The organism is Laceyella sacchari, from assembly GCF_004343255.1.
Classification (GTDB): domain Bacteria; phylum Bacillota; class Bacilli; order Thermoactinomycetales; family Thermoactinomycetaceae; genus Laceyella; species Laceyella sacchari.
Map to the genome: position 1 here is coordinate 1199957 of NZ_SMDD01000001.1, position 17931 is coordinate 1217887.

Sequence of the window (17931 nt, forward strand, 5' to 3'; positions counted from 1 at the left end):
GCTGTGCTGATGTTTGCTTCTACCGCACCCACAGCCGTGGCGCTTTCTCCTGCGGATTGGCAAGAGAAAAGCATCTATTTTATTATGACCGACCGGTTTGACAATGGTGACCCCAGCAATGACAATTATGGCGGTTTTAACGCTGACAAAAGCGATCCGCGCAAGTATCATGGTGGGGATTTTCAAGGGATTATCAATCGCTTGGACTACATCAAGAATATGGGGTTCACGGCCATTTGGATTACTCCCGTCACGATGCAAAAGAGCGCTAATGCATATCATGGTTATTGGACCTATGATTTTTACAGCGTAGACGGTCATCTGGGCTCCATGGCTAAGCTGCAAGAATTGGTGCGGGCGGCGCATGCGAAAGGGATATCGGTGATGCTGGATGTAGTCGCCAATCATACAGGGGATTTCCAACCTTCGAGCTTCGCCAAAGCTCCGTTTGACAAGGCAGATTGGTACCATCATTATGGCGACACTCAAGACTGGAACGATCAATGGTGGGTGGAGAATGGAGATATTGCCGGCTTGGATGATTTAAACCAAGATAATCCGGCAGTGGCAACGGAATTGAAGAATTGGATCGCATGGCTTGTGCAAACGACCGGAGTGGATGGGTTGCGCGTTGATACGGTGAAACACGTTCCAAAGTGGTTCTGGCGCGAATTTGACGGGGCAGCCAATACCTTTACCCTTGGCGAAGTGTTTCATGGGGACCCCGCATATGTAGGCGATTACACCAATTATTTGGATGCGGTGCTCGATTTCCCGATGTACTACACCATCAAAAATGTGTTTGGCCAAGACCAGTCGATGAGACAGATTGCGGATCGTTACGCGCAAGACTATCGATATAAAAATCCGATGACTAACGGCTTGTTTATAGACAACCATGACGTGCCGCGCTTTTTGAATGAAGCTTCAGGCAAGCCTGGCGCTTCCTGGGACAAGTGGCCGCAATTAAAAGCAGCATTGGGCTTCATGTTTACTACCCGTGGGATCCCGATTCTGTATCAAGGCACAGAGCAGGGATTTAGCGGGGGCGCTGATCCTTACAACCGGGAAGATATGGTGTTTAACGACAAGCATGAGCTCTACGGTTATATCGCCAAGCTAAATTATATTCGTAACACTCATGTTGCTTTGCGCAAAGGAACACAGGCTGAAAAGTGGGTGGATGACACATTTTACGCTTTTCAGCGTTCGTATAACGGCGATGAGGTGGTGGTGATGATCAATAATTCTTGGAACAGCCAGACGCGCACAGTGCCCAACATCGATCGAGTCGCCAATGGCGAAACCCTGTACAATCGGATGGGGACGGACAAAGTAACAGTGAACAATGGTTCGATTACTGCCACACTCGGCCCCAAAGAAGTAAAGATATTTACCAAATGAAGAGATATACCGACAGTGTTTAAAGAGAAATGGACAAAAAAAGCAAAGGGTTCAAAAAAAGCCCTTTGCTTTTTTATTTATTCTGATGGTGATCCACCCAGTGCACTGAGCACCTCGGATAGCTTCCGGCCACTGATTTGATCGGGATAGGAGGCGGCGAAGTTTTCGAAATGAACCAAGACATCTTCGCTTTTTCCTTCCTCTGCGGACTGAATCGTGCTTCGTTGGCTCAGCAGAGAGGGATGCGGCTTGACGAGGGAGACCGTTTGGTTGTTGTGAATCTCCAGGATGTATGGGAAAAATGGGATTCCATAGTAGTCAGTGTTTTTAATCGGTGTTAAAAATAACATATATGATTTCCCGAATTCTGGTTTGATATAGTTGGGATCGGTCACTGACAATATATCTTGGGAGTCCAGATTGGCAAGCTCCTTGGTTTTGGGTATGTTAACACGGATGATGGGCTCTTTGCCAATTTCTCCTTTGATGACTTGATCGGCTTTGAATTGATATAATTCCCCTTCATGATAGACCGTGTTGGATGCCAAGCCGGGATTGTTGAGATCACGAGCAGAATTGATCTTGCGTTCCATTTTCACAAATTTCCCCACCACGATGACCTCGGATTGGCTTTTCATTTCTTCCAGGTTATAGGCTGCATGGAGTGAGCCATCGACGCGGATCACTCGGGGAGCGGTGTCGAAGAATTGGATGCCGATGAAGAAAGCGGCAACAGCGATAGATATGAATGCGGCTATATTCAGCCAGGTTTTACGCATGGTTTCCCCTCCGTCAGTAGATATAGTTGATGCCTTTGATATCGTCTTCTTGTGGGACGGAAACGTTGGGAGTGTATTTGTACATCAGTGTGGTAGTATAGTTGTTGTCATCCAGACCCAATACATGTCCCAACTCATGGCCAGCGATCTTGACTGACTTTTCGTATGTAGTTGTATATTCATGATTCAACTTAGTTACCCAATAATCGATGCAACTGTCATCACCTGCTGAATAGCCGGTGTAGCCATTCCAGCCATCAGCCTCGCGGTAAGAATCGATTACACCGCTAGCGCTATTGTTGCCGACAAAGTTCCGGTAAGATTGGGCTGCGGCCCAGTTTTTCATCGCTTGGGTGGCACCCGTTTGATGATTGTAAGAGATGGAGCCGCCCCACCGGAAATAGACAGGGTTGGTGCACTGCTTTTTGCCGGTGACTGAAAATGCGAACACGTGTGAACTATATAGTGCGGCAGTGGTTAAGCCTGTACAAATCGCAAGGAGAATGCCCAAAAATTTATTCATGGTCGTGACTCCCTTCCACGTGGTCTTATGAAAGCGTATATTATTAATAATATAGAAGATTGGTAGTTAAAGTCTATGATTTGGTTTTAAATATTTACATATTTTTAAATGTAATTGTTATAAAAGATGGAACTTCTATGATGTGTAGAATCTCTCGCCGATAGGAAAAAGATAATCGTCCCGTTTTTTTGTTTTGGTATGAGGGAGCTTTCATGAGGCGGAGGGGGTGTTTATGCTGTATTTTTTATTGATATAGTTTGTTATGGATAAATTCGGTATAAGGGGTGAAAATCGCATGATTATACGCGAGGCGGCCAGAATTGTGCTGTTGAATCAGCAGAATCGCTTGTTGCTATTCAAAATGGAAGACCGACTTATCAAAAGTGAAGAGAATCCGGATGGCAGACCGGTTTGGTTTACTGTAGGGGGCGGATTGGAGGAAGGCGAGACATTTGCCGCAGCCGCTGAACGGGAATTGTGGGAAGAAACCGGTTTGGTAAATGTGGAGTGGGGGCCGTTTATCTGGATCAGAGAAGTAGACTTGGAGTTCAAGGGCGTGCCCACTCGATTTGTTGAGCATTATCGCCTCGCTTACGCAAAAGAAGCGCAAATTCGACTGGATCACTTGACAGAGGAGGAGCAATTGGGTTACCTGACCCATCATTGGTGGAGTGTTGATGAATTGAAGCAGACAGAGGAATTGGTGTTTCCAAGGCGGTTGGGGGAATTGCTGGAGCCGATTTTGAACGGGAACATCCCTTCAACCCCGATCCAGATTGAATGATCTGGCAACCTTTTATTATAAACTGGTTTGCAATGCATACCTTTAACAGAAGAAAAATAATAGCTCATCCTTCAACGAAGTAAATCCTTCCAAGTTGTCGCATTTGGCGCGTAGGCATAACAAAGCCTCTGTCTTGTGTCAAGAGAACACAAGGCAGAGGCTTTGTTTTATTAGCGAGTAAGTATTTTATACCACTTCGGCGGCTGAGGGTTTTGCCTGTTTGTTGAAGATGATGTTCAACACGATGGCGGTTAAGCTGCCCAAGACAATGCCATTTTCGACGACAACGCGGATCATGTCAGGGAGATCTTTGAAGATGGCTGGAACCACGGAAGTTCCCAATCCCATGCCAACCGAACACGCCACAATCAGAAGATTTTGGGTTTGTTTAAAGTCGATGGTAGCCAGGGCCCGAATGCCGGAAACGATGACCATACCAAACATGGGGATCATCGCTCCGCCGAGAACAGCGTTAGGGATGATAGTGGTTACTGCTGCTACTTTTGGCAATAACCCCAACACGATGAGGATAATGCCGGCCGCGATGACCACGGCGCGCGATTTCACTTTGCTCAGAGCTACCAGCCCCACGTTTTGCGAAAAACTGGTATAAGGGAACGAGTTGAACAGCCCGCCGATCATGATGGCCAAGCCTTCAGCGCGCAGTCCTTTTTTCACTCGTTCTCCTTCCAATTTTTCGTCACATATGTCGGCCAAGGCCATGAAAACCCCAGTCGATTCAATCATGCTGACGATCGCGACCAAAGACATGGTAATGATAGAAGACACATGGAATTCGGGTACACCGAAATAAAAAGGTTGCACGATTCGGAACCAGCTCGCGTCCGCAACATGGCTCAAATCCACCAAACCCATGAACCAAGCGGTAATCGTACCGATGACCATGGCGAGCAGGACGGAAATGGATTGAATGAATCCTTTGCCAAACCGATTGAGCAAGATGACGGAGAGAAGCGTCAGCAGTCCCAGGAACAGGTTTTCCCATTGCCCGAAAGTGGGGGAGCCTTGCCCTCCGGCCATATTGTTCATGGCGACAGGAATCAGGGATACACCGATCGTGGTAATGACTGATCCGATCACCACAGGAGGAAACAAACGCATAATATGATTAAAAAATTGCGCGATCAGGGTAACGATCAAGCCAGACGCGATGATCGATCCATAAATGGCGGGCAAGCCTTCCAATTGCCCGATAGTGATCATTGGCGGCACGGCGGTAAAGGTGCAGCCCAAGATGACGGGAAGTTTGACACCGAAATAACGGCCGCCAATCACTTGCAAGAGTGAGGCGATACCGCAAGTGAATAAATCGATCGAGATCAAATAAGCCAATTGTTCGGGATTCATCTTTAGCGCCCCGCCAACAATCAAGGGCACAACCACCGCCCCGGCATACATGGCTAAGACGTGTTGAAATCCCAGAAAGGAAATCTTCCATCCATTTAATTTACCCATGAGGAACCTCCATTGATCATTTCCGAATAATATAGTCTATATAATAGCATATCGTTCAGTTTTTGTGGATAGGAAATAAATATTGGAAAGATTGAATGATTGGGCAGAAGAATGGCTGTAGGGATGTCCGGCAGGGAAGTGCGCTTGTACCTGATATATTGAAATATATGGATAAAACCTGGCGTATTGAGACGCCAGGTTTTTGTTTGGCGAAGAAATGGAAAAATTACGCGTCGCGGTATGCCCTGCTGCTTTTATCGGACTTTATGAAATGCCAGCCAATGGCCATAGCCATGAGTAATGACAAAACCAGTCCCATGATTCCTTCTCCATTTTGGAAAAAAATATCTCCAGTGATAATGCCTTGCTTATTGGTATAAATGTTGCCGAGAAACGCTGGATTCAACATATTCCAAACCCAATGCAGTAACACGACAGGGAGCAAGGCCCCAGATAGGTAATAAGCATGTGAAAATGCGAATGAAAAGAAGAACGCGGTAACAGCTTGCACTAGGCTCACCGCCATTGGATTGCCGATCCCGGTGGATTTGGCGAGCAGGAACACCAGGGGAATGTGATAAAGCGCCCATACAAGCCCTACAAGAATCGTTGCTTTAAATTTTCCCATAGATGAGGTGAAATGCTTTAACAAGAAGCCTCTCCAACCATATTCCTCTCCCCAGAAAACAGGGAAATCCAACAAAAAATAAAGTGGGAACATATACAGGGATTGCATAAATGATGAAAACGAGGTCGGACTCACCGATCCGATTCCGCAAAATAAGGAAATAATGGACAGAGCGCCAATAAAGAGTAAGGGATAAAAAATTGCGAACAAGATCGCTTTGGCATTGCAATTTTTAACGATGGACAACACCTCGCCCCACAGGGATTTTTTATACGCCCATATTTGAAAGCAGAGGGCGATCACCGCGGGGGTGATCATCACGTAAATGATATTTTCCACGGTGCTTTGGTACCCACCCGTATAATAAGACATGCCTTCAATCGCCCACGAAACCAGTAAAACGACCGCAATATAAAGATAAACAAAGCTGATTCGCATATTGGAGCGATTCACGGTTATTCCTCCTCCCAGACAGTCTAGTTGAGACAACTTTACTTTATTTTTAAAGTTGACTATTGATTTTGTTGCTCTATAGTGATAAGTTTACTTTTTATTTTTATTATACTAAATATAAAAAATAATATTTGTTTATGTAATATATTGAATGTTGTCTTCATAACGACTAAGGGATGATTTCTGTTTCGTTTGACAGTATAACGGGAAGTAAAACGTGAAAAATAAAATGATTTAACTATATAAGAGAAAAAGAGTTTGAATGAAGTGATTAAAGAATTTGATTTAGATTACGTATCATGGGAATAATGAATAAATTGTGAGTTTAATAGGAAATTTGTGGACGCACTGACGGGTTTTGATTAAAATTGAATTTGCTTATAAAATTACATATTCATTGAATAGGAGGTTTTGTTTTTGAAACGTTTTCTCACTCTAATACTTGTACTTACTGTTTCATTATTGTCTGGATGCGGAAGTAAAGAGAATGAGAACAATGCAGAAACGAGCCAAGTAAAGGAAGAGCAAAAATCGGAAGAGACAGCAAGTACAGCAGATGCTGTAGAACCTAATCAAGCTCATAAAGAGATTGAATTCAAAAGTATCAACTGGATAATGGGAGCGCCTGATCCTGAGCCCACCGCAGGAATTTGGGTCTACAACAAAGATAAGCATCCCTCCAGTTTGGACAACCAGGATTGGGATCATGAAGATATGCTTTATGTACAAGCGAGCAAGAAATATAAACATCAACAGATTACAATTAAAAAGCTTCAGGTTATTGAGAATGATGTAATTAAAATTATTGTTTCTTGGGAAAAGGATATTGGTAGGGAATTGCCACCACGGGATTATGTCACGGTTGAAACTGGTGCACTAGATGGAAAGAAGTTCATTGTTGAAGACATGGATGGACAAAAAGTGGATATTAAATAAAACGCCCTAGGAGAAGTCTTTAAAGTTGGAGGGAACTATGAGTAATAAGCTATTTCTCTGCTTGCTAATTGTGGGCCTTCTTATAAGTGGTTGTTCCCATTCAAATAGCACACAACCTACTGAAAAAAAACAAGTGAACAATGAATCCAAAGACAAAGAAACTGTGAAGATTCCCGAAGAATTAAAGGGAGTTCCCTTACCTCCGGCCGGTAAATATTCAGGTGAGAAATATAATTGGGCCAAAGTTAAACAAGAACTGGATAAAATCCCCAAGAACGCTGATGGAAAGACGATTCTTAACAAGTTTTATGAGCTGGCAGCGGAGGATTACACACCTTACTTTAAGTATTTTCAAGAATTTGATACATCTATCATCAAAGTTGATAAAGGCCCCGGCGGAATGAAAAGCTTGAAACTACCTGAAGAAAAGCCAGTGAATATTGTAATTTTGGTTGATTCAAGCGGCTCTATGGCTGCAAAAGTATCCGGTGGTCAAAAGATGGATTTAGCGAAACAAGCAGTTGAATCATTCGCCAAACAAATGCCCGACGGAGCTAATGTTTCACTTACTGTCTATGGCCACAAAGGTAGTAATAACGAGAAAGATAAGGCCGTTTCCTGCAATAGTATTGAAGAGGTTTACCCGCTTGGAGCTTACGATGAAAGTAAATTCAACAATGCTTTAAACAAATTTCAACCAACCGGTTATACTCCGTTGGCAGGAGCTATGAAACTGGCCAAGCAAAAGCTGGCCAACCAGAGCAAGGCCGAAAATATTATTTATGTAGTGAGCGATGGAATAGAAACTTGCGGCGGGGATCCTGTTCAAGTGGCAAAGGAGCTCCACACATCCAATATTAAAGCTGTAGTAAATATTATCGGCTTTGATATTGATGATGCTGGACAAAAAGCGCTTGAAGAGGCAGCTCGGGCTGGTGGTGGCAAGTATAGTTCGGTAAATTCCAAAGTGGATCTGGAAGACTATTTTGCAAAAGAGCGGGGTCGACTTTATGATGCATGGTCTCGCTGGGCTGGAGAGCATTATGACAAGGCGTCAGATGTATCAAATAAAAAATACAAAGAGTTAGAAAAGAAGTCTGCCGAGATGTATAAAATAACAGAGAGAGAAACAATTCGTTTCTATCATATGGAAGAGTATTTGGAGAAAGAACGTGGGTTTGAATTCCGACTTCTCTATGATCATGTTGACCAAAAGTTTCGAGAGCGCGCTAACCACATTCATGACTACAACTTATATATAGCGAATGAACTTCAGAAAAAGGTTTTGGAGGAAGCCAATAAGATACAAAAAGAGGTGTTGAACAAAGCAAACGAAGAACAGGATAAGCTTTATTAAAAGATATACAGTCAACTGAAGTTAATATCATGCTTTCCCCTGAACCCGATCTCATAGGTATATGAGGGGAGAGCATTTTTTTCTACAGTCACATCACTTTTCAGCAAGCGCCTTTTAATAGTTAACAATTTCGCATTGAAATCAATTGGCATGGATAAATTCTCCATCAGATGAATAAATGGATACCTGCGCCCATGATCGTACTTTGCAAAATGAAAAAAACAATAAAATGATGGTTTGACAGCAGGATTATCCCCATGATATGATCCAAGAGTAACCAATTGGAGAAAGGTGGTATTAATCTCAAACATGGGCACTTTGTTTGTATTCTAAGCTCTCTTCATGCAAAGAGATGATTTGAATGCAGACCCTGCTTGCCGTGCATCAAGCAGGCGAAGTATGGAAGGTGACGAAGGTTCGTTCATTTTCCCATGCTTTGTTAAAGTGTGCCCAAAAGAGAGGTTAATCAACAGGTCAGATCTGCCTTTCTCAATTCGGCAATAGATCTGATTATAACCGTGGGTGCAGACTGCATTCACGGCTTTTTGCATTTAGAAACATTGTAGGTATTTCAGCGTTTTGGGCAAGGAGACATGATTCATTTTAATAGAAAGGCAGGGAAAAGGAATGCAAGCGCAAGAGAAGATGAATGCTACGCCCACGATATCCGCTTTGCTTAAAAATCGGTTTGTTCAAATCATCCTCTTATCGGGATTATTTTTGCAGATCGGTATTTGGGTACGCAATTTTGCAATCTTGTTGTTTGTCATGGAGAAAACGAATGGAGATGCAACCGCTATATCCATGATTTCGGTCGCTGAATTCGCCCCGATTTTCATCTTTTCATTTATCGGTGGAACCTTTGCCGACCGATGGCGTCCCAAAAGGACGATGATCTGGTGTGATTTTTTGAGCGCTTTATCCATTTTTGCCGTTCTGTTGACACTGATGTTCGGCACCTGGAAAGCTGTCTTTTTCGCCACATTGGTTTCGGCGATCTTGTCTCAGTTTTCCCAGCCTTCAGGCATGAAGCTGTTTAAGTTGCACGTGCCGGAAGCGTTAATTCAGATGGGGATGTCGATTTACCAAACGATGTTCGCCGTGTTTATGATTTTGGGGCCTGTGCTCGGGACGTTCGTCTATCAGCATTTCGGGATCGAAATGGCTATTGGTATAATGGGTATCGCCTTTTTGCTGTCTGCCTTGGTGCTGTTGTTTTTGCCCGAAGATCGGGTGTTGGAAGAAGATAAGGCGCCGTCGTCCGTGTGGCAGGAAATGAAGGATGGCATTCGCTATGTCATGTCCAAGCGGGTGCTGACCCTATTGGGTGGATGTTTTTTAACGGTAGGTTTGGCACTGGGTTTGATTCAGCCATTGGGAATTTTTCTGGTGACCGAACACCTGGGTCTGGCGAAAGAGCAATTGCAATGGCTGATGATGGCCAATGGGTTGGGGATGATTTTGGGTGGCGGTATCGCTATGGCCTTCTCCAAAAACGTCCCACCGCAAAGGCTGCTGATGATGGGTGTTTTCTTCAATGCGGTTGGGATTGCCCTTTGTGGTTTGTCTACTGTCTTATGGCTGACACTTCTGATCGAATTCCTGGCAGGTCTGGTACTGCCTATGATCCATATCGGGATCAATACGCTGATTTTGCAACATACGGAAACGGAGTTTGTGGGTCGGGTGAACGGAATTTTAAGCCCGCTATTTACGGGGGCCATGGTGGTGACCATGAGTGTTGCCGGTTCGTTCAAAAACCTGTTATCTGTTGTGTGGATGTTTGAAATCTCAGCGTTTGTAATGTTCTTGGGTGCACTGATTATCCTTCCCATGTATCGTATGCCGGGAAATCAAACGTTTGAAGGGTCATCCTCGACGGAAGCGCAACAATAATGACATAAAGAAAAAGACCTTGGCTGATTGGGCCAAGGTCTTTTTTATTTTTTACACGAGCGCCATTTTCCACTCATGTAATTCCAATCGGCGAACCCCTTCTTTGACGTAAGGGTCTTGTTCGGCCAATTTTCTTGCTTCCTCCAACGAATCGGCAATGTATATCACCATGCCGCCGGAGCCATCAGCGAAGGGGCCTTTGGCGAAAACTTTCCCTTGTTGTTCCATTTCTTCTAAATAAGCTAAGTGCTGTGGGCGGAAAGCCAGATTTTTTTCTGCGTCTGCCATATGCAGGATTGCGGCGTAATATGCCATTGTAAACTCAGTCTCCTTTGGTGTCTGATTTTTAACAAAGACTGTATTGATTGTAGCATGAAATGTGGAGACCGCCGAGCGCCTGTTTTATTTTTCAACATGCGATGCGAGTGATTGAAGCAACCCCGCCCAACCTTGATCCATGCGATTGCGTACCACTTGATGGCTTTCACCGAACTCGGTGGTTGTATCGGTTTTCCAGCCGGAATGGATCAAAGTAAACGCAGTGGTGTCATCTAACTCTTGTAATTCAAATGTGATGGTCCAATCTTTGCCCCATCGGAAAGAAAGGTGATGAGGAGGGTTGATTTCGGTCACTGTGCAGGGAGACAAGCCAAAGCCGCCGGCATTCAAGTGGAAGGCATGTCCTTGCTTTGGTTGAAAATCGTTGGGCATAAACCAAGCGGCAAGGCCTTCTGAAGTAGCGACTGCTTCCCACACTTTCAGAATGGGTGCCTTCAACACCAAATTGTGCCGGATATCCGGTAATTGAATTGAAGGATTTTCACTCATCAACATGCACTCCAGTCTGTGTTGATAGTGGACCGAACGCTTCCATATCAACATTTTTCATTATTGTTTGCAGGGATTGAGCGGTTATGCTTAGACCTTCTCAGGTGTGTTTCAGTCAGATTTATTTAGGGTATAGGAGGTGAGTGGAGATGTCTAAGCATAAAAGCCAGAGGAGGCAACGGAATGAGAAGGGGAAATTTGTCTGCAATTTTTTTAAATTTCGCAAACCGAGAATGCAGGGGGTCGAGTGATTTATACGAGCATTTGGCCTTAAGGACAGCAGAAGATGGAGAACTGCTCGATCTCGCATCACATGCACGGCCAGGACAGCCTGTGCCCAATCTGTTTCTGGGAGCGGTGCATTTTTTGTTATTGCAAGGAAAGGAACATCCATTGGCGCAATATTATCCCAGTGTGGTGGCCGAGCCCAAAGATCCCAGCCAGGCATTTGCTCATTTTCGGGACTTTTGCTTCACGTTCAAGGATGAAATTATCACAATACTCAAAGAAAAACGGGTTCAGACGAATGAAGTGAGGCGATGTGCCTATTTGTACCCTAGTTTCTGTATGATCCATCACTTGACCGAAAAACCTTTGTCTTTGATTGAAATAGGAGCCAGTGCGGGTTTACAGCTGTTATGGGATAAGTACGCGTATTCATACGGTGATGTACAAACTTATGGGGACGCCTCATCGCCGGTTCTGATCAGCACAGAGATAAGGGGAGAAAACCGGCCATTTTTGTTGCCGACCAGCCCTCCCGTCGCCACCCGGTGCGGAGTCGACTTGCATGTGAGTGAGTTGACTGACAGCGAAAATGTACTGTGGATGAGAGCTTTAATCTGGCCGGAACATACAGATCGGGTTCAACTCTTTGAGAAAGCAGCTGAACATTTCCTCAATGAGTCAGTTGAGCTGATCGAAGGGGATGGGGTTGCCCTGTTGCCGGAATTGGCGTCAAAGATTCCCGAAGAAACGGTAATCTGTATTTTTCACACACATGTGGCGAATCAATTGTCGGAAAGCGACAAACAGAAATTGATTCATCATGTCACTGCATTGGCCGAGTCAAGAGAGGTATTTCACTTATACAACAATTTGCAGGATCGCTATCTGCACTTGGATCGCTTCATCGATGGTGAGTGGCGCACGGTAATGATTGCTGAAACCGATGGGCATGCCCGGTGGGTCCGTTGGATGTAATAAATCATATACTTCCGCCTATGGTTTTATCTAGTTGGTTATAAGCAAGTTCGATAAATTTGGTTAGTTTGGCCCGCATGGATTCTTCCGTCCGCGCATCCAATCCCCACTGAGCCATGCTAAGTACCGGACGCAGTGCCGCGCAAAGATCCCAGTAAGGAAGAAGGGTAAAGTCGACAGCAGGCATCAGCGCTCGGTATTGCTGAGTGAAGTGGTTCATCGCATCGTGCCCGAACGCCCAAAACAATTCCAGCCGACTGTTGGCAACATCGGACAACGGATCTCCCACCGCTGCATCTTCCCAGTCGATGACGGCCACTAGTTGTTGATCATGCCATAATATATTGCCCGGCCAAAAATCTCCATGCAATAGGACAGGCTCATTCTGTTGGGGTAAAGGCCAATTAGATGTCAGCGTATCCCAGATAAGCCGTTCAACTTTAGATTCGGATGGTTGGCGGCAAAGTGTTTGCCGATATATCGCTGATTGATCAGGAAGAAAAGTGATACCCTGTCGTGCATAATCAACGCGATGGATTTGAGCGAGAGCGGCCGTAAATTGATTGAGGTAATTCGTTAAATCAGCGGGGGAGAGCTCGGTTCGCCCTTCAATGTATTCCATCGCAATGCAGGGGGTTGGGAAAAACATGCTGGATTCCTCGATGTGCAAGGGGGTTGGTACGGGCAGTCCCAGGGCATGGAGTACTTGCAAGAGTTGAAATTCATCTCGCGCCGCATGGGGATTTTGGGCTAAATCCGCCTCGCCGTGGCGACGGACGACGATTTTCCGCTTTTGACCATCAGTACCCACCATCTCAAGGGCTGTCACCTGTGCCGAAACGCCTCCTTTCAATTCCCATGCACGTACCCATTTGCCATGAGGGTCGATGTGCTTAATCAACTGTTCCCATTGTTCATTGGTTGTAACTGGAACCATGGATTGATGCTCCTTTTCTGGGGGAATGCCGTTTTCTCTTTTGTTTCACGCTTTGTTCGAGGATAGTTTAACTGATTCCTTCCCAGATGTGAAGGATTGGGATGAATCTCTGCGAAAGTGAGCAACATAGGGAGGCGAAAAACAATAGAAGGATGACCCAGAAAGGATGCAGGAGCCATGAGTAATGTGAAAATAAGCCCTTACTTATATCTACCTGGAAATAGTGAAGAGGCGCTGAATTTTTACAAAAACGTGTTCAATGGGAAAATCGAGCGGTTGCAACGCTTCAGCGATGTGCCTGACATTTCCGTCAGTGAGGAACACAAGGATAAAATCTTGCATGCCCACCTGACGTTTGGGGAACAAGAGATCTTTTTTTCAGATATGATTGAACATCATGTCTATGGGAATCAAGTAAGCCTAGCTTTGAAGTTTACGCAAGTGGAAGAGATTGAAAGAGTGTTTCGGGCATTATCTGAGGGTGGGGAAGTATTAATGCCTCTCCAAGACACATTCTGGGGAGCCAAGTACGGGAAGTTAATTGATCGTTATAGGGTGAATTGGGATTTGAACTGCCAATTGTAATGAAGTTCACCAGAAGTTCCAGCTCAACAGGGCTAGGAACTTCTGGTTGTTTAAGTGTCGGTTAAATTCTGTTATTTCATCATACAAAGGTAATAAAACCATCTCCCCTTTCAGGGTAATTCCATATGACAGGAATTTGACAAAGTTTAGATCAAAGAGGAGGCGTTTTTTTGAACAGCAGGTTGCCAGTATTGGTGAGCATGGTGTTGTCTATGTTGGTTGCTGCCATGGATTCGACCATTATGAATACAACCATGCCAGTTATTGCGAAAAGTTTGGGTGGATTTGACCTTTATGCATGGGTGTTTGCTGCCTATATGATTGCGACAACCGTACTTGCTCCGGTGGCTGGTCGGTTATCTGATTTGTTTGGCAGAAAGCGTGTTTTTGCTTTGGGAATTTTCCTGTTTTTAATCGGTTCAACCCTTTGTGGAGTGGCACAGAGCATGGTTCAACTCGTGATTTTCCGCGGAGTTCAAGGAATTGGTGCTGGCTTCATGATCCCGTTTCCGGCTATTATTACTGGCGATTTGTTTTCTGTGGAGCAACGTGGCAAGATTCAGGCGCTTGGTACAGGGATGTGGGGATTGTCAGCGATCATGGCTCCCATGTTGGGTTCATTTTTTGTTGAGTATTTAACTTGGCGATGGATTTTCTTTATTAATATCCCTATCTGTATCCTTGCGTTGTTGACTTTGTTACCTTTTCAGGAGAAGTACACTGCAAAGCCAGCGCGAGTGGATTATGTTGGCGCGCTTTTATTCTCCGCAGGGGTGACATTATTGCTCATGGTCACGGTGGTGGATGAATATCGATTCCTATATGGACTGCTTGGCGCATTGTTCATCTTGGGCTTTTATTTGTTCGAGACAAAACAAGCGTCGCCGCTCGTTCCCTTTTCCATGTTTGATGATAAAAATATTCGCTGGATGAATATCCATGGCTTTTTCGGCTGGGCGGCATTGTTTGGAACAGCGAGTTTTATTCCATTATTCCTGCAAAAAATGGCACATCTATCTATATTGATGAGCGGAGTTGCGTTGCTTGGGTCTGCAGTTGGGTGGATGAGCGCAGCGGTTCCGGCAGGGAAGTGGATATTGAAATATGGCTATAGACCCTTATTTATTATTGGGAGTTTGTCGCTTACAGTGTCGGGCGTGCTTTTGGTATTGTTACAAGCGGAACATGGATTTTGGTATGCATTCTTTGTGATGGTCGTACAAGGATTTGCTTTCGGATTGTTGTCTACAACCGGTGTGATTGGAGCTCAACAGCTGGTTCAAGCGCATCAAAAAGGGGTTTCTACATCTTTTCTAATGTTTACTCGCAATATTGGCACTGCGGTGGGTGTGACCATCATGGGGATGTTTTTGACGGAAGCGACAGATTTTATGAGCGGCATTCACCGTATGTTTCTATATGGCTTGATTGGAAGCATCATCGCTTTGATCAGCGCATTTTTTATTAGTGATGGGAACAGGGAAAGGGCATTGATCAGATGAGCTGAAGTAGCACCGCGTGTTCAAGTCGGCCATTAGGACGAATCGATGCAGTTGTTGAAATGGTTTATTTTATTCCCTCTATTCTCCGTTTTTGTATTGAGTGTATGATCATTCAATAATGAGCTGGTGTTACGGAGTACTAAATTTGGAGGAAAAAAGTGATGCCACGCACGAAAGAAGAAAACGAACGTATTCGGCGGATGACCAAAGAGAAAATTCGGATCGCGGCAATGGAATTGTTCATGAAACAAGGGTATCACGCCACGTCAGTTGATGATGTGGCCAAACACGCTGGCATATCCAAAGGCCTTCTTTACAACTACTACAAAGGGAAAGAGGAGCTTCTGGCGACGATGGTCGAGGACAGAATCAGTGAATTGGTTCAGGTGATGGAAGAAGCCAAGGCCATTGAGACGCCTGCCGGACAGCTCAAGCATATTGTCGAGGGCGTGATAGATAATGTCTATCGAAAACCCGAAGTGTTCCGTTTCTATCTCCATCTGCAAACGCAACCAGAATCTGACGAAGTGGTGGCAAAATACAGTAAGCGCTTGGTTGAGGAAATCACCAGACAATTTGAACATCAGTGTGATATGTTTGAAAGGCTGGGAGTCAAGGAACCAAGGATGCGTTCGTTATACTTTTCATCCGTGCTTCAAGGAACCATGTTCATGCTGTCCACTTACCCGGAACGGTTTCCTGTAAAAGAAGTAAAGGAGCAAATTATTCAGGAGTTTTTGGATATGTCTGATGATTAGAGAGAATCTCAGCCGACAGGGGAGTCGGCTGTTTATTTTATGGGAGCATATCTGGTGAATATTCTTTCTCATTGCTAGAATAAGATTAAGATTGTTCGGCATTCGCAGCAGTGAAACACGTCGCTTTTGCTTCTACCCAATTCTTTAACTAGCAATGAAATCTGGAAAAAATGGATCTGATAAATGCCGGACAGGCAATCGTCAACTGTCCGCCATCGCTTATGAAGAAAAAATATATATCATCGCTATCCTTTTTTTAATGTGCGTGCTATTTACAACATGCAGGGTACCAGGTATTTACGGCAGGTGGTCATTGCGTTTGATGGGCGCAAACTCATATTCAGGCAAGATAAAGTGTGTGATATAAGATCCGGGCAGAATATGAATAGCCGCAACGAAAAAATGGGGTGCAGATATAAATCGGAGTCTGAATTTTTAACTTTCTGACGGGACTGTGTACAGAGATACTCAAAATATTGGCCGCTATCGGACCCATTTGATCTATTTGGCCGGAGGCAAAAACATATTCGACGATATACAAAAAGAGCTAGAAGATCTGTCTGCCAACGGTTTATCGTAAGGCCTCTTTCCACAGCCGCTGAGGAGGTACGCGTACAGCTGGCACTGAAGATTCTCGCCAAAGGAATGTATCAGGCCATATTAAGATGCGGATAAACAGTACGTTTGCAAAGAATTGAAAATTCAGGTATCACAAACTAAATTTAAACCCAAACAAGTTTGCAAAGCAAACAAAAGCTAAATAAAAAACAATCAGAAAGTATAACACATGATAAGGAGAATACAATATGAATCAACAGATTCCTGATGTATCAGATCAAACCTTATCCCATATCGCCAAGAAATACAACCTCAATCCAGCCCGATTGACAATGCTTGCTGGCAATGTGAATAAGGTATATGAACACGAGAACCCGGAACATCCCACCATTCTTCGGTTAACTCCTGTGCAGCGCCGAACATTGGATGAAGTGCTGGCCGAAGCTGATTTTGTACATTATCTCGCCCAGAAGGGAGGGCCAGTCGCCGATGTCATTCCAACCAGTGACGGCAATCTGGTAGCAAGCACAGAACAGGGATGGCACGCCGTTTTGTTCGTGAAAGCCCAAGGGCGTTTGCCAAGGCAAGAGGATTGGAATGAACAGTTTTATTATATGTGGGGGAAGTTAACGGGCTGGTTGCACGCCCAAGCGAGTGTATATACTCCGGCGGTTCCAGCTCGCAGGCGCCAGTGGTGGGAAGATGACTTGTTAAAGATTGAAGAAAGCATACCACAATCTGAAACGCAAGTATTGCTAAGAGCGAGAGAGTTGATGGATCAATTGCATTCGTTTTCCAAAGACTCCAACAGTTACGGTTTGATTCATCATGATCTGCATATGCGTAACTTTTTCATTGATGATAACCGTATCATGGTATTTGATTTCGACGATTGTTGTTATCATTGGTTCATCAATGATATTGCAGTCATTCTTTATCACGCGTTGGCAAGATTCGGCAAACCGCCGGGCCGATGGGATGGAGAAAAGGCATTCGCCGCCCATTTCTTGACGCACTTTAAACGCGGATATGAGACCGAACATCAGCTGGATACCTTTTGGTGGTTGCAGTTACCTGTTTTCATGAAACTGCGTCGGGTTGCCATCTATGTTTTTTATCATCAAGCGCTGGACTTTAAGCAGTTGTCAGAGGAATGGGTTGATGTGATCCACCGCACTCGCCGGGACATCGAACAAGACTTTCCGGTGACTCAATTGGATTTGGCAGATTGGCTTTCGTCTTAGGGGTAAATGGATAGAAATTTCAAACATTCATTACACGATATAGGAGAATCTAATATTAGACTCTCCTATTTTCTTAAGAA

Annotated in this window: 16 protein-coding genes and 1 pseudogene; 10 read left to right on the plus strand and 7 right to left on the minus strand. The window is 44.5% G+C overall.

Annotated elements, in window-relative coordinates:
• Nucleotides 1-42: 42 nt before the first annotated feature.
• Nucleotides 43-1404 (plus strand): annotated as a pseudogene (locus EDC32_RS05760) (alpha-amylase family glycosyl hydrolase); the annotation flags it as partial.
• A gap of 77 nt (nucleotides 1405-1481) precedes the next feature.
• Here EDC32_RS05760 and EDC32_RS05765 read toward each other — a convergent pair.
• Nucleotides 1482-2183 carry a hypothetical protein gene (locus EDC32_RS05765; RefSeq protein WP_132220389.1) on the minus strand — a complete coding sequence of 234 codons (702 nt, stop codon included), beginning with the start codon at nucleotides 2181-2183 and terminating at the stop codon, nucleotides 1482-1484.
• A 13-nt stretch (nucleotides 2184-2196) separates the two neighbouring features.
• Nucleotides 2197-2706 (minus strand): matrixin family metalloprotease, encoded by a 510-nt coding sequence (locus EDC32_RS05770; protein WP_132220391.1) that lies wholly within the window; start codon nucleotides 2704-2706, stop codon nucleotides 2197-2199.
• Between the two features lie 295 nt (nucleotides 2707-3001).
• On the opposite strand from EDC32_RS05770, the gene EDC32_RS05775 reads away from it, so the two are divergent.
• Nucleotides 3002-3490: an NUDIX hydrolase gene (locus EDC32_RS05775; protein ID WP_158283247.1), complete on the plus strand. Its 489-nt coding sequence runs from the start codon at nucleotides 3002-3004 to the stop codon at nucleotides 3488-3490.
• Nucleotides 3491-3676: 186 nt separating this feature from the next.
• On the opposite strand, the gene EDC32_RS05780 is transcribed toward EDC32_RS05775, so the two are convergent.
• Entirely contained in the window at nucleotides 3677-4966 is a 1290-nt protein-coding gene (locus EDC32_RS05780; protein ID WP_132220395.1) for a nucleobase:cation symporter-2 family protein, read from the minus strand.
• A 226-nt stretch (nucleotides 4967-5192) separates the two neighbouring features.
• Entirely contained in the window at nucleotides 5193-6047 is an 855-nt protein-coding gene (locus EDC32_RS05785) for a type II CAAX endopeptidase family protein (protein ID WP_132220397.1), read from the minus strand.
• 417 nt (nucleotides 6048-6464) lie between these two features.
• Between EDC32_RS05785 and EDC32_RS05790 the strand changes: the two genes are divergently transcribed.
• The 3 genes from EDC32_RS05790 to EDC32_RS05800 all read left to right on the plus strand — a co-directional run bounded on the left by EDC32_RS05790 (nucleotide 6465) and on the right by EDC32_RS05800 (nucleotide 10236).
• Complete coding sequence (locus tag EDC32_RS05790; protein WP_132220398.1) at nucleotides 6465-6983, plus strand: hypothetical protein; 519 nt, start codon at nucleotides 6465-6467, stop codon at nucleotides 6981-6983.
• Between the two features lie 37 nt (nucleotides 6984-7020).
• Nucleotides 7021-8340: a VWA domain-containing protein gene (locus tag EDC32_RS05795; protein ID WP_132220400.1), complete on the plus strand. Its 1320-nt coding sequence runs from the start codon at nucleotides 7021-7023 to the stop codon at nucleotides 8338-8340.
• A 627-nt stretch (nucleotides 8341-8967) separates the two neighbouring features.
• Entirely contained in the window at nucleotides 8968-10236 is a 1269-nt protein-coding gene (locus tag EDC32_RS05800; RefSeq protein WP_132220402.1) for an MFS transporter, read from the plus strand.
• Nucleotides 10237-10287: 51 nt separating this feature from the next.
• On the opposite strand, the gene EDC32_RS05805 is transcribed toward EDC32_RS05800, so the two are convergent.
• Both EDC32_RS05805 and EDC32_RS05810 read right to left on the minus strand, forming a co-directional pair.
• A complete protein-coding gene (locus tag EDC32_RS05805) occupies nucleotides 10288-10551 on the minus strand; it encodes a YciI family protein (RefSeq protein WP_132220404.1) in 264 nt (87 codons plus the stop codon).
• 87 nt (nucleotides 10552-10638) lie between these two features.
• Nucleotides 10639-11064: an SRPBCC family protein gene (locus EDC32_RS05810; protein WP_132220406.1), complete on the minus strand. Its 426-nt coding sequence runs from the start codon at nucleotides 11062-11064 to the stop codon at nucleotides 10639-10641.
• Between the two features lie 183 nt (nucleotides 11065-11247).
• Between EDC32_RS05810 and EDC32_RS05815 the strand changes: the two genes are divergently transcribed.
• Nucleotides 11248-12267, plus strand: coding sequence for a DUF2332 domain-containing protein (locus tag EDC32_RS05815; RefSeq protein ID WP_132220408.1), 1020 nt, complete (start codon nucleotides 11248-11250; stop codon nucleotides 12265-12267).
• Between the two features lie 4 nt (nucleotides 12268-12271).
• Here EDC32_RS05815 and EDC32_RS05820 read toward each other — a convergent pair whose 3' ends face one another.
• Nucleotides 12272-13204, minus strand: a complete 933-nt coding sequence (locus EDC32_RS05820) for a phosphotransferase family protein (RefSeq protein ID WP_132220410.1) — start codon at nucleotides 13202-13204, stop codon at nucleotides 12272-12274.
• Nucleotides 13205-13381: 177 nt separating this feature from the next.
• Between EDC32_RS05820 and EDC32_RS05825 the strand changes: the two genes are divergently transcribed.
• The 4 genes from EDC32_RS05825 (at nucleotide 13382) to EDC32_RS05840 (ending at nucleotide 17851) form a co-directional block, all read left to right on the plus strand.
• Nucleotides 13382-13789, plus strand: coding sequence for a VOC family protein (locus EDC32_RS05825; RefSeq protein WP_132220412.1), 408 nt, complete (start codon nucleotides 13382-13384; stop codon nucleotides 13787-13789).
• Nucleotides 13790-13959: 170 nt separating this feature from the next.
• A complete protein-coding gene (locus tag EDC32_RS05830; protein WP_132220414.1) occupies nucleotides 13960-15291 on the plus strand; it encodes an MFS transporter in 1332 nt (443 codons plus the stop codon).
• A 161-nt stretch (nucleotides 15292-15452) separates the two neighbouring features.
• Nucleotides 15453-16049, plus strand: coding sequence for a TetR/AcrR family transcriptional regulator (locus EDC32_RS05835; protein ID WP_132220416.1), 597 nt, complete (start codon nucleotides 15453-15455; stop codon nucleotides 16047-16049).
• A gap of 806 nt (nucleotides 16050-16855) precedes the next feature.
• Nucleotides 16856-17851 carry a phosphotransferase enzyme family protein gene (locus EDC32_RS05840; protein WP_132220418.1) on the plus strand — a complete coding sequence of 332 codons (996 nt, stop codon included), beginning with the start codon at nucleotides 16856-16858 and terminating at the stop codon, nucleotides 17849-17851.
• Nucleotides 17852-17931 lie beyond the last annotated feature (80 nt).

Coding starts and splice junctions, on each gene's coding strand:
- EDC32_RS05775 (WP_158283247.1), top strand. CDS start 3,002: ATGATTATACGCGAGGCGGCCAGAATTGTGCTGTTGAATCAGCAGAAT.
- EDC32_RS05835 (WP_132220416.1), top strand. CDS start 15,453: ATGCCACGCACGAAAGAAGAAAACGAACGTATTCGGCGGATGACCAAA.
- EDC32_RS05800 (WP_132220402.1), top strand. CDS start 8,968: ATGCAAGCGCAAGAGAAGATGAATGCTACGCCCACGATATCCGCTTTG.
- EDC32_RS05805 (WP_132220404.1), bottom strand. CDS start 10,551: ATGGCATATTACGCCGCAATCCTGCATATGGCAGACGCAGAAAAAAAT.
- EDC32_RS05770 (WP_132220391.1), bottom strand. CDS start 2,706: ATGAATAAATTTTTGGGCATTCTCCTTGCGATTTGTACAGGCTTAACC.
- EDC32_RS05795 (WP_132220400.1), top strand. CDS start 7,021: ATGAGTAATAAGCTATTTCTCTGCTTGCTAATTGTGGGCCTTCTTATA.
- EDC32_RS05810 (WP_132220406.1), bottom strand. CDS start 11,064: ATGAGTGAAAATCCTTCAATTCAATTACCGGATATCCGGCACAATTTG.
- EDC32_RS05820 (WP_132220410.1), bottom strand. CDS start 13,204: ATGGTTCCAGTTACAACCAATGAACAATGGGAACAGTTGATTAAGCAC.
- EDC32_RS05780 (WP_132220395.1), bottom strand. CDS start 4,966: ATGGGTAAATTAAATGGATGGAAGATTTCCTTTCTGGGATTTCAACAC.
- EDC32_RS05815 (WP_132220408.1), top strand. CDS start 11,248: ATGAGAAGGGGAAATTTGTCTGCAATTTTTTTAAATTTCGCAAACCGA.
- EDC32_RS05825 (WP_132220412.1), top strand. CDS start 13,382: ATGAGTAATGTGAAAATAAGCCCTTACTTATATCTACCTGGAAATAGT.
- EDC32_RS05765 (WP_132220389.1), bottom strand. CDS start 2,183: ATGCGTAAAACCTGGCTGAATATAGCCGCATTCATATCTATCGCTGTT.
- EDC32_RS05840 (WP_132220418.1), top strand. CDS start 16,856: ATGAATCAACAGATTCCTGATGTATCAGATCAAACCTTATCCCATATC.